General features: G+C 47.4%; 13 protein-coding genes. 4 read left to right on the forward strand and 9 right to left on the reverse strand.

Going from position 1 to position 11,941, the window contains the following annotated elements; genetic code table 11:
• Positions 1-77: 77 nt before the first annotated feature.
• Together ACWP87_RS07680 and ACWP87_RS07685 are read right to left on the reverse strand one after the other, a co-directional pair.
• Positions 78-1,109 carry a helix-turn-helix domain-containing protein gene (locus ACWP87_RS07680; RefSeq protein ID WP_005685988.1) on the reverse strand — a complete coding sequence of 344 codons (1,032 nt, stop codon included), beginning with the start codon at positions 1,107-1,109 and terminating at the stop codon, positions 78-80.
• A gap of 112 nt (positions 1,110-1,221) precedes the next feature.
• Positions 1,222-1,959, reverse strand: a complete 738-nt coding sequence (locus ACWP87_RS07685; protein WP_005685990.1) for a sulfite exporter TauE/SafE family protein — start codon at positions 1,957-1,959, stop codon at positions 1,222-1,224.
• 471 nt (positions 1,960-2,430) lie between these two features.
• On the opposite strand from ACWP87_RS07685, the gene ACWP87_RS07690 reads away from it, so the two are divergent.
• Entirely contained in the window at positions 2,431-3,834 is a 1,404-nt protein-coding gene (locus tag ACWP87_RS07690) for an MFS transporter (RefSeq protein WP_005685991.1), read from the forward strand.
• Positions 3,835-3,983: 149 nt separating this feature from the next.
• On the opposite strand, the gene ACWP87_RS07695 is transcribed toward ACWP87_RS07690, so the two are convergent.
• The 6 genes from ACWP87_RS07695 to ACWP87_RS07720 form a co-directional block, all read right to left on the reverse strand.
• Positions 3,984-4,616 carry a TetR/AcrR family transcriptional regulator gene (locus ACWP87_RS07695; RefSeq protein WP_005685992.1) on the reverse strand — a complete coding sequence of 211 codons (633 nt, stop codon included), beginning with the start codon at positions 4,614-4,616 and terminating at the stop codon, positions 3,984-3,986.
• A complete protein-coding gene (locus tag ACWP87_RS07700) occupies positions 4,613-6,229 on the reverse strand; it encodes an ABC transporter permease (protein WP_005685994.1) in 1,617 nt (538 codons plus the stop codon). Before ACWP87_RS07700 ends, ACWP87_RS07695 begins: the two co-directional genes overlap by 4 nt.
• Positions 6,216-7,133 (reverse strand): ABC transporter ATP-binding protein, encoded by a 918-nt coding sequence (locus ACWP87_RS07705; RefSeq protein WP_005685996.1) that lies wholly within the window; start codon positions 7,131-7,133, stop codon positions 6,216-6,218. Before ACWP87_RS07705 ends, ACWP87_RS07700 begins: the two co-directional genes overlap by 14 nt.
• Before the next feature lie 304 nt (positions 7,134-7,437).
• Positions 7,438-8,226 (reverse strand): NADPH-dependent oxidoreductase, encoded by a 789-nt coding sequence (locus ACWP87_RS07710; RefSeq protein ID WP_371206769.1) that lies wholly within the window; start codon positions 8,224-8,226, stop codon positions 7,438-7,440.
• Between the two features lie 323 nt (positions 8,227-8,549).
• Positions 8,550-9,146: a DUF1129 domain-containing protein gene (locus ACWP87_RS07715; protein WP_014569809.1), complete on the reverse strand. Its 597-nt coding sequence runs from the start codon at positions 9,144-9,146 to the stop codon at positions 8,550-8,552.
• A gap of 47 nt (positions 9,147-9,193) precedes the next feature.
• Entirely contained in the window at positions 9,194-9,532 is a 339-nt protein-coding gene (locus ACWP87_RS07720) for a PadR family transcriptional regulator (protein WP_014569808.1), read from the reverse strand.
• Between the two features lie 231 nt (positions 9,533-9,763).
• On the opposite strand from ACWP87_RS07720, the gene ACWP87_RS07725 reads away from it, so the two are divergent.
• Positions 9,764-10,381: an NADPH-dependent F420 reductase gene (locus ACWP87_RS07725; protein WP_014569807.1), complete on the forward strand. Its 618-nt coding sequence runs from the start codon at positions 9,764-9,766 to the stop codon at positions 10,379-10,381.
• Positions 10,382-10,385: 4 nt separating this feature from the next.
• Here ACWP87_RS07725 and ACWP87_RS07730 read toward each other — a convergent pair whose 3' ends face one another.
• Positions 10,386-10,892, reverse strand: coding sequence for a GNAT family N-acetyltransferase (locus tag ACWP87_RS07730; protein ID WP_005686006.1), 507 nt, complete (start codon positions 10,890-10,892; stop codon positions 10,386-10,388).
• Positions 10,893-10,943: 51 nt separating this feature from the next.
• Between ACWP87_RS07730 and ACWP87_RS07735 the strand changes: the two genes are divergently transcribed.
• Complete coding sequence (locus tag ACWP87_RS07735) at positions 10,944-11,498, forward strand: RNA 2'-phosphotransferase (RefSeq protein ID WP_005686008.1); 555 nt, start codon at positions 10,944-10,946, stop codon at positions 11,496-11,498.
• Positions 11,499-11,578: 80 nt separating this feature from the next.
• Positions 11,579-11,836 (forward strand): hypothetical protein, encoded by a 258-nt coding sequence (locus ACWP87_RS07740; protein ID WP_005686010.1) that lies wholly within the window; start codon positions 11,579-11,581, stop codon positions 11,834-11,836.
• The last annotated feature ends 105 nt before the right edge of the window (positions 11,837-11,941 follow it).

Here is an 11,941-nt window from a genome sequence, read left to right on the forward strand (position 1 = left end):
CATCACAAGAAAATTCGCGGTGAGGTTTTTATTTGCAGTTTGGTAGTTCCTAAAAGCCTAATTGGCCAAAAGGTATTTTACGCATCAAACTGGTGGATGAGTTTTTGAAATTCAGGGTCGTCTTTTAAATAGTCCAGTTCCGGATCAGCAGCAAAGCTTTGGGCTAATTGTTTTTGGGCTTCTGTAAGTGATGCGATTGGCTTAAGCTTAGGTAAATGCTTTAGAACTGCCGGAACTTTCCGATCAAGCTTGTCGATGGACTTTTGAAGTACGGCGATGGCTTCTTTAGGTTTGTTGGCAGCTTTTGCGAGTCGTAGTTGTGAATCAATTGCCCAGGGACTGTACATATTGAAAACAGCATCAAACTTGAGGAGTGTATCGACATAAAGCTGAGCCGTGGCCAGTTGGTGATCGGCAATGGCAACTTGAGTTAACAAATTGAGGACAATGGTAAGGGCGGAGAAATCGCTTGTAAGCAGCTGTTCGCCATCAACATAAGCTTTGTCAAACTGTCCTTGGCTCAACTGGAGTTTAAGCTTCAGCGCCTGATAAGCAACGGTTTCGGATGGTAGATTTTGAAGCTGCTTTTCCGCCGCATCGAATTCGTGCTCGCTTAAATAGAATTGGAATAACCCTTCCGCTGCGATCTGGGCTTCTGGCAAACTTGAATGTGGTCGTTCACTTGCTTGGTAAAGTTGAATAATTCGCTCCCGAACTGCTGGCCACTCATTTGTCGGGATGTCAGATTTTAAACCTTGAAGAAACGCTGGTACCATCATTTGCAGCTGCGGTACAGACGGATATTCGCGTAGTTCTTCATCAACCAAAGCAACTGCCGCCTTCCAGCCATCCTTTTGGGCCGTTGCGGTTAGTTTCGTATAGAAACGACGCAGTGCAGCTGGATCTAAGTCAGCCGAAAAGTCCAACAACGTATTCACATCCGTGTTGAGATTGCGTGCGAGAATCGGCAGCAACGTGATATCAGGATAGGAAATACCTTTTTCCCATTTACTAACAGCCGGCGCCGTGACACCGACTTTTTGCGCCAGCGCTTCCTGAGTTAAGCCTGCTGCCAGGCGTTTATTGCGAATAATCTGATTTAAATGCATGATGATCACCCCTTTTGATCACCTTCATTATGATGGTGCTTCTTAGTGAAGACAATGGCGGCGTTTTCAAGTTGCTGGCAAATTTTTTAACTGATGGTTAAGTTGAAAATCATTACCATACTTGTTCGATCGCCATGACGACCAAAAGTAAACCGAGGAGCGGACGTAAGATGGCGGTCAACTTACGCGGGTCAAAGCGATTGAGGATGCGGGGTGTGATTGCGGCACCGACCAGCGAGCCGAGCATCAGGAGGCCGCCGACTGTCCACGCAATTTTTCCTTGAGTGGCGTGCAGAAAACAACCGATGATGGACAAAGCTACTAAAGCATAAGATGAGGTTGCAGCGGCATGGGGCATATCCAAACCCATCAACATCAGACCAGCCATAATCGGGCCGCCACCACTTAGTCCGGCAACGCCAACCATTAAGCCGCTAATCATACCAAGCACATAGGCGAACCATGCCGGCTGGGTGGTCTTCTTTGCTTTACGCCCAAAGGATTGGCGCAACATTTGAACGCCAAGAACCATGAAAATGATCGCAATCGCCCATGAATAAACCAGTTCCGGGATGTAAGGTGCGGCCAGACTACCGACAACGGTTGCTGGTACCGCCGTCAGCAGAATCCGGTTGCCAGCGTGAAAACGCATATTGCCAGTGCGATAGTGACTATAACAGCCCACCGCCAGCGCCGGAATCGCCGTAAACAGCGATGTCGCCGCCGCAGTACTCGGCGAAAGATGTGCAACGCCGGTCATAATACCAAGATAAAAAGCACCGCCGCCACCACCCATGGTCATAATAAATGCCCCGACCAAGAAGCCGAGAAGCACTAAGATAATTGTCATTATAAAATTCTCCTAAACTAAAGTGAGCGTGAGCCAGCCCGGTTAGAAACCGGAGCATAAGCGGCCTTGGGCGTGATGACCCGGGCTTGGTCATTGCGTCCAAGGTCCTTATGTGCAGGTTTTTGGGCTGGAGAACGCGTTATAGAAAGTGAGCGTGAGCCAGCCCGGTTTTTGCACTGAAGAACGCACTATGTTGACATGCGAACCATCCTCTATACCGAACCTGCGCAGTTACGTTCACTCACGATTAATATAACCGAAAACCATAAAAATATTTGTATCAAGTATCCTTATCTTACCTCATTTCACAAGTAGTTTTCATCGCAACCCGCAATCCAAAAGCGGAATTTTCACCAATCAAGCCGAAATTCAATGTTGTTACTGAAAATAATCCGGCCTATCATGAAACTATAACGCAATTGCCAGCATGGTTTGCTGACGAGCCGGCAGTTGCATACAGAAGGGTCGATCATGACAAAAACAATCATTGAAGCAAAAGAACAGAATACTCGCCACGCCTTATTCGTCATCACTATTGTCGCCTTAATGTCGTTTTTTGGCGTTTTGACGGAAACTTCGATGAATGTCACATTTCCAACGTTGATGCATGACTTTCATGTGTCGTTGACAACCGTGCAGTGGGTGACATCCGGTTATTTATTAGCGGCCGCTTTGGTCATGCTTAGTTCAGCGTATATGAAACGCCGCTTTACCAATCGCCAATTGTTTATCACCGCGGCGTTGCTCTTTATTATTGGTGATTTGATGTGTGCATTGGCGCCGGTGTTCTGGGTGTTGCTGATCGGACGATTGGTGCAGGCGGGTTGTGTTGGCTTGTGCGGACCGCTGATGGTGAATATTATTTTGGACACGGTGCCGACCAGCAAGTTAGGGACGTATATGGGCGTTGCTAATTTAATCATTCTCATCGGACCGGCTTTGGGGCCAACTTTTGGCGGTGCAGTTGCTAACTTTTTTGATTGGCGCATGATTTTCTGGAGTACGCTGCCGTTTGCCTTAATGTTATTAATTTTAGGACAAGGGCGGATTAAGCAGTACACGCCTACTTCCGCATTCGCGTTTGACTGGTTGCGGTTTGCTGCGTTGGGGGTGGCGCTGATCAGTCTGACGGTCGGTTTAAATGGGGTGAGTGATCGAACGTGGGCGCTGGCCGGTGTTGCTGGCCTTGTGGTGGTGGTTGCCATGCTGGTTTTCCTGTGGCTGTCAAAGCATCATGCCAAAGCTTTGTTTAAGCTTGATGTTTTTCATGACGCGGGCTTCCTGTACAGCTTTTTGCCTTACATTTTGTTGCAGTTTTCTAATGTCGGCATTAACTTCTTGCTGCCTAATTACGTGCAAACCGTGGATGGGGCCAGCGCGTTTGTCGGTGGGTTAATCTTGTTGCCTGGCAGTGTGTTTAATGGACTTGGTCAGCCTGTATATGGGTGGATGCTGGATCATTTTGGCGGACGGCTGCCACTCTTGTTAGGCAATAGTTTGTTTACACTGGGCATGATGGGCTTTACGATTTGGGGGCGGCATATTAGCGTGCTATGGGTCACGGTGCTGTACCTGATTTTTGCCATTGGCCGCTCGATGGCATTTGGTAACAGTACGGCTTATGGACTGAAGGTGATGGCACATCAGTATCAAAGCGACGCCAATGCGCTGTATAGTACCGGCCAACAAGTTACCGGCTCAATTGGCACCACGGTTTTGGCCGGCATGATGACAGCCGTGACCGTTCCGGGTTTAACCCATGCTCAAAACGTCGGGATCGGCAGTCAGCTGGCATTTGGCTTGTTGCTTCTGATTGGGTTGGTTAATTTTGGGTTGTATCTGCGACTCTTTAAAGCTACTAAAAGTCAGGATTAGTTAAACAGGTAAAAAAACTCAGGCAACTCGCTAGCTTTTGTGCGGTAGCGGCGTGCCAGAGCTTTTTTGTGGGTGACTTGGTTTGCAAGGTTTGAATGCGGCCATTCGATGCGAAATGATAACAATCAGAAGCTAAACCGACTTTCCTATCAATCAGGTAAAAAACCATGCTCGATAATCTTTAACTGACGATCCATCTGGTCCACGACAACCTGTAAATCATCAAAGTTGCGGTAATGGCCGGTTGCAATCATCCGGGTAGTGGTAGCCGTTTGCTGGGCAATGACGGCGGAAACCACACTAAAAATGTCAGCAACCGAAACACCATCCCGGCGCGGAAGTTGCTCGATTTTTTGGCGGAAAATGCGGTTGGCTTCAGCCGAAATTGCCTGGGTTTCTTGCTGGATTTGTTGCTGTAAGGGTTTAGGAAAATGCGGTAAGTCGGCATAAGCCTGCATCATGAGGCGATATTCGTCCGGAAATTTCAGCTGCAGTTGCATCTCGTATTTAACGGCCTGTGTCATCATCGTCGCTAGTCCCGGTGCGTCCTGCCATTTATGGGGGTCCATATGATCATAAATGCGATGATACGCGGTTTTAAAAGTATCTAGGTAAAGGTCTTGTTTGTTACCGAAGTAGTGAAAGATAAGGCCTTTAGAGACACCAGCCGTTGCGGCAATATCATCGGTTTTGGTTTTAGCAAAGCCTTGTTGGCCAAAAGCGGTGGTAGCCGTTGCGAGAATTCGGGTGACTTTTTGCGGATCATTGACGACATTTTTCATACGCTCAAGTCCTGTCTGCGGTAACCGGCCATTCCTAATATGACTAGGATAATGGCGCTAATGAGCATCACGGACAGCCATGGTTGAGCCAGCGTTTTGAGTGGGACATCCGCAATCCAGCCAAATGGCGTAAAGTCGGCGGCGTGTTTGGGCAAATCGAATAAGCCGCGGAAGACTTGCACAATCAGCCCGGCGCCCATATACAACCAGAAAAGACTGCTTAGGCGCGGCCATAAACCAGACAAGGCGATGCCTAACGCAATGAAAGCCAAGACAGCTGGAATGCCACCAATAAAGAGTCGACCAAGGTACTTCGCCGGCAGCGGATGACTCAGCACCTGATTGCCGGTGAAAAACAAGGCGAGTAAGCCAACTGTCAGCACCAAAACGCCAGCTAACAAGGCCATACCATTGTAACTGGCACTGATTAAAATGCGGGTCGGCTTTTCGGCGTGAATGATGCTGAGATAGCCGTGCTGATCGTCATGTTTGAGTCGAAAGGCAATCTGAACGCCCGCTGTCACCGCCAAAGCCACAAAAATGCCCATGTACATCGCCAAAAACGAAAGCACCATGGTTTGATTGGCAGCGTTAATTTGGCTGACATCTAAAAGTTTTCGATAAATTGGATTGGTTTTCAGAATATCACCTACACCGCCGAGCACGCTGCCCATCACGCCGCCAAAAACGACGGCCCCGACTAACCAACCAGCCAACAAGCCGCGTTCGGTGCGCCAGACTAAAGCAGGCATGGAGCGCAGCCAGTTTGCCGCTCGCGGACGGCCACCGTTTTCAGCAATGATCCCCGTGCCAAGATCCCGTTTCTGGGCGATCATGACGGCCACGCCTGCAAGCAATGCGCTGACGATAAGCCCTAAAAGCAGGGGTACAGGGTTGTTGTCGGTATAAAAGTTAGCTTTTTCAAACCAGCCGATTGGTGAAAGCCAGGTCAGCTGTTGATGGTTGATATCGGTGACTAGCCGCATGAGATAAGCAATCATGAGTACCATATAACTCAGCATGCTGGCGGTCCGACTGTTATTGGCAAGTTGGGCAAATAGTAGTGCAATTGTGCCGAAAACCAGATTAGCAACGACCATTCCTAAAGCAAATAGCAAGTCGCCTGCAAGGGTCGCACCATCCATTTTAATGGCGAGCAGGCTGATCAAGTAGGTGAGTCCCATAACGAGACTGCTAAAAACTAATTCAAAAATAGCCGCAGTAACAGCAGCGGTGCGGCCAACATTGCGTGCACGCACCATTTCCAGTAACCCGCTTTCTTCTTGCCCCCGCGTGTCGCGAATCATTAGCGGCATGACCCACAATGCTTGCAGGATGATCATGAACACAACCATAACGCCAGCAAAAATAATCGCCGAGTGGTAGGTAGCAACTTTTGGCGTGGCGCCAAACATCGCCGCCATACCTGGTGCTTGCAACATTTTGACGATATCCTTCGCCCCAGCCGTGCCGTTTGCAAAGGCTGCTTCCAATTTGGCGGCCCCACTGATGATCATCATGATGAGAATCACGAGCCAAATGCCGGAAAATTTGAAGTTTTGCTTCAGGTTAGCCCGGAATAGGTAGCCAGCATGACGATTATTGTGCCGCATGATCAGCACCTTCTTTTTCGTAATATCGCATAAAGAGATCTTCCAAAGTTGGCGGCGTGACTTGCAAATCCAGGATCGCGTGGCTGGCCAAGGTTTGCATGATCGCACTTAGGTCATCGCGATCAGCAGTGAAAATGGCCTTCGTGTGCTGTCTCTCTGGAAAGGTCAGCTCATGAATACCGGTTGATTGGGTCAAACTATCCAAAGCCGTTGTCGACGTGACTTCAACACGTAAACGCGATAAGTGCTGCATTTGAGCGAGATTCCCACTTTCAATCACGCTGCCGTCACGAATAATCACAATCGAGTCACACATTCGTTCCACTTCTGACAGAATGTGACTGGAGAGCAAAACACTTTTGCCCGCCTGCTTGAGTTTAAGCACTTCTTGTTGAAAAGTTTGCTCGTTCAACGGATCCAGTCCTGACGTTGGCTCATCGAAAATATAAAGATCCGCGTCTTGTGACAAGGCGGCAATGAGGGCAACTTTCTGGCGGTTACCTTTTGAGTAGGTACGAGCTTTTTTCTTCGGATCAAATTCGAATCGTTGCATCAGTTCATCGGTTTTTTGATTATGAGTGCGTCCGTTTAAGCGGAGTAACAAGTCAATGATTTCGCCGCCGGACAAATTCGGCCACAGATAAACATCGCCCGGGATGTAAGCAATCCGCGGATGAATCGCAGCATCATCATGCCAAGCGTCTTTGCCAAACACGGTGACCGAGCCACTGGTTTTCTTTAGTAACCCCAAAATAATCCGAATCGTTGTCGACTTGCCAGCACCATTCGGCCCTAAAAAGCCTAAAATCTGACCTGACGACAACGTAAAACTGACATCTTTTAAAGCCTCAAACTTACCAAATCTTTTTTGAATATGGTCAAGTTCGATAACATTTATTGTCATGACTAACCTCCTAAGTAAAGTGAGCGTGAGTCAGCGCGTGTTTCTACGGTATGGTGCGTGCGGATACCAAGTCGTTGACCGAACCGAGAACCGATGTTTTCGTTACAGTAGTCAATCATCGCTCATTTCAACCGAAGTATAGTCGCCATTGACCCACCAGTCAACAAAAATTGACTGGTGGGTCAATAATTCTTTATCCATTTTAAATGCTCAACAGAAGACACAACAATAACCGCTTGATCACCTCATCAAACGGTTAGTATTTTGGACAATATAGGTGTGAACCAAAAAGAAAAACAAACGGTTAGCTTTCAGGGAAGAAGCCTTGATGACGCATCACATCAAATAAATCAGCGCGTTTGGCCGGGGTATAGCTTCCGGCACCCACGGCGAGATCGGTGTAAGTCTCTTCACGATGGGAGCCATGACGGGTGGCGTAATAATTATGCACTGTTTGATCATAGTCGCTCAGTACATCTGCTTTTGGCGCCGGTTCACCATAATGATTGGTGAAAGCAACCAGCGACTGAGGTATGCGCGGTTTTTCGTCTGGCTGGTCAGCCGGCAAACCCACTGCTAAGCCTAACAATGGAAATGTGTACTTCGGCAGATGCAATAAATCGATCATGGCTTGGGCATCATTTTGAATACTGCCTAGTGTGACGGTTCCAAGACCCAGGCTTTCAGCGGCCACCACCATATTTTGCAGTGCCAAGGTAGCATCGGCGCTTGCCTGGAGAAACTTGTCCATCCGCCCGACGCGATCAAGCGGGTGATTGGCAGCGGCGGTCAAGGAGGCAACGCGATTCAGGTCAGCAATGAAAATAAATAATTCCCCAGGACCGTTTAAATAGGCCTGCGTACTAATCTCGGCAATTTTAGCCCGGATTTGCGGATCGAGAATATGAATAACCGAAAACAGCTGCAGATACATGGAACTTGCTGTATGCTGAGCGACATCCAGCAATGTGCGGATCGTTTGTTGGCTAAGCTGTTCCGGTTTAAATTGCCGAATCGAGCGGTGGTGAAGCTGGTGCCGGATGGTTTCATTAGGGATCAAAATAGTCACTCCTTCAGTTGGAACGTATGCCATCTATTGTAGCTGAATTTGCGGCCTAGAAAACCCGTTGGCGCGAATTCTCAGACCAATACTCTCCACACGCAGCGGTTAGTCTTGATGGCGGCGTTGATAAAACCAGTAAATGAAGCCCACAATCGCGAGTGAAAAGAGTACTAGACCAATGGTGACGACCCATTTCCACGGACCTAAGTTGGCTTTAGCTGTTAGAAACGGCCGGGTTTGTGGGAGGCGCAGAAGCAAACCCAATACCAAGTAGAACGAAACGTACAGGTAGAAGAAAATGTTGAGCTCATTTAGATGCTGGACGAACGGGAAAATAATAGCAATAGCTAAACCTAAGACGATAACTGCAAGCGATATTTGCGAGGAAAGGGTGATTCGCCAGCCGGTTTAAAAAAAACAGATATGAAAAACAAAACGATAACTATAATGACGCTATAAACTATTAATTCGATTGTTTCAAGACGGGGGTGTTTCGTAAAAGCGTGATGTGCCAGAAGCCAAAGAACCCCCCAGCTGCCGATAACAGCAATGATGCCACAAAGAAGTGCCATACCGATATCAACGATCATAACCGGTCTAACCAACTGTGGGATCCAGAAAATAAACAGCATCATGAACACCATTTTTAAATTAAACCAGAAAAAGTCAGTGAGATTGAGCGGAATCGTCTTCAGCAAATCATCAGCAATTGCTTCTGGATTCTTTCCAAAATAAGCAGCGGCATCAACCCCATCCGCTTGGGCATCAATTAAGTCCTGCAAAATAGTTAACAAATTTTGCTCGACTTGATAATCATCGCGCAATAGAGATTTTCCTCGTAAGTAAGCCAGCAGATTCTCGTAATACTCACGGTTTTCCTTGGTTAACTGCTCACGTAATTCATTGTTCTCAGCAACCATCTTCTTAACTGCCTGATCTTGTTTTTTCATCGTCAAGTCCCCCTAGGTCTGGCGGTATTGTCGCGTTATAACCTGCTTTATTTCTCCGGTCGATCGGCAATAAGCTGTTCGACATGATCTTTAAGTTCCGACCATTGCACCATAAAAGTCTGGCGGGCAGTTTCTCCCAAAGGCGTCACGGCATAGTATTTGCGCTGCGGGCCATCCGGTGACGGGCGCATGTGGCTGACTAGCAGGCCTTTTTTCTCCATCGTCATTAATAACGGATAGATGGTGCCTTTGGGGACATCGCCAAATCCGAAAAGATCAAGCGATTCACTGATGGCATAACCGTATTGTTCTTTTCGCGCCAGTAAAATAAGCAAGCACCCTTGTAAAATTCCTTTCAGCATCTGACTGTTCGCGTCGGCTGCCACGTGCATCGCTTCCCTTCAACTAGCATGTTTTGCATACTAGTAGTTTAAACCGACTTGACTAGTTTGTAAACCATAATAGTGGAAAAGAGACAACTGGCCCAGTCTGTCTGCTAAATTAAATAATTATAAAAGATGTAATATCTGCACGCATAACAAGGATATAAAAGCTTATTTGCCTCAAAAAGCGATGGCGCGATATAATTAATGAATAATGAAGGTGTGTGATGATGAATGAAAATCGGGATGATTGGTGCAGGTGATGTTGGTCAGGTTTTGACGCAGCTTTTTGTGCGGGCGGGGAATACCGTTGTGCTGGCTCATCGCGGTTCGGTGGATGCATTAGATGATTTGGCACGCGTGTTGGGGGCAGCAACAGGTACAGTTGAGCAGGCAGAGGCGCAGGATTTAGTCGTGTTGGCGGTGCCGTTTTTTGCTATCAAAGCGTTACCGTTACCAAACGGGAATGATCCGATTATTGTGGATGCAACCAATTACTTTCCAGATCGGGATGAACGGATTCCCGAGATTGAATGTCATCAAAAAGCAACGTCACAAATGGTCGCGGAGCATTTTCATTCACACCGCGTCGTCAAAGCCTTTAATTCAATTGAAATGGCGGTATTTGCACAGCTCACACGTCCCAATCAATCAGTGGATCGCATTGCACTGCCTTATGCCGGTGACGATCCTCAGGCTAAGAAGCAAGTGGCGGCGTTAATCTGGGCAATTGGTTTTGAGCCGTTTGATTTAGGCGATTTGGGTGCTAGTTTGCCGGCACAGGCTGACGGGTCGCTTTTTTTAGTCAAAGAAACAGCACCGATTTTGCGACAGCATCTACGCCAAAGTTAGCAACCTAGATTTTTGCAAGGGGCTTGACTGGTTTTGACATATTGAACCAGACTTCACCGGCATGGGTGGAAGCTGCAAGGCCGTCATTATGAAACCCGACATGCTCATAAAAAGGGATAAGACGTGATAGGCAGGTTAAAGTGAGCGCAGTGCGTTTTTGCAATTGCGCAACTTGAGTCAGCTTAGTTAGTAGTTGGCGGCCGATCCCATGGTGTTGCATGTTTGGGGCCACGGCTAAGCTGAGAATTGCAAGGTAAGGGGCAGCGGGCTGATTAGGTTGACTATCCGTAAAAAGATCATCTGTGATTGTAGGCTTGAAAGTGGCTGGACCCACAACATAACCCACAATGGTATTTGCAACCCGGGCGACAATAAAGGTATCGGGATAGTTCGTGATGCGCGCCGCCATACTGATACGGCTGGCCGCTTCTTGCGGGGTGAATCCGGCATGTTCAATTTGCATGATTGCATCAAGATCGGACATGCGTGCAGTGGATAAATTAAGTTTCAAGGTGATCCTTCCTTAGTCTCATTGGATTTGGCGAAAATGGGGTATGTAGCAATGGACAAACAACTTGTGAAGATCAGTAAGCTTCTCAGTTTTATTTTACGCCATCATCCGGAAAGACTCGGCTTAAAACTTGATGCATATGGCCGCGTGGATCTGAACACCTTGATCCAACGGTTTAACACACATTATCAGATGCATTTAGATCGACAGGTACTGGCTGCCATGATGCGTCAAAGCGATAAGCGGCGATTCGCGCTTGAAGGTAATAAGATTCGGGCAGTATATGGTCATAGTGTTCCGGTTTTACCGCTAATGCCTGCCAGCAAACCACCTACTTGGTTGTATCATGGGACTTCCCATCAGGCGGCCATCATGATTGAAAGTGAGGGGTTGCGGCCGATGAATCGTGATTTTGTCCATTTGTCTAGTGATCTTGACATGGCTAAACAAGTCGGGTCGCGCCATGATGCGCACCCGGTTATTTTTCGAATTGACGCATTAGCAGCATTCACGGCGGGCGCACTTTTTTACCCCACTGGTAGTCGGGTTTGGCTCACTGGAAAAATTTTACGAAAGTTCCTAACCCGAATGCCCACATCAGGTTGACCGAGAATGAACGTTTTTTCTCAAGAAGCGTTCTTTTTTTATGTTAGTATTAGGCATACTTAAGAAAAGGGGGTTATATCATGAAGGCTGATTCGCCGGATGATTTACGGTTAAATCCGAAACAGTTCGCTAATCTTGTTGTTGGTTCACACCAGGTACCCGATGACAAAGATCCGGAAACAATTGTTAAACGGAAGCTAACACTTTATCTGACCGCTTACTACTTAGCAGAGCGGTTTAACGAGCTTCAGGAAGAAACACTGAGTCATAGTCCATCGCGCGAAAATTTCAACCAGTTATTGAAAAAGTTGGAAGAAGAACGCTTCCAGGACTGGTAGACTGATACAGAATTTTGTTTCTGTATTAGTTGAATGTGAACTATGTAACAATAGCTATAGCCTCTTTTCAAACTAATCTGCACACCTTTGCTAAAGTGTCCTCAT

The sequence above is a fragment of the Lacticaseibacillus sp. 22 genome (assembly GCF_055413445.1).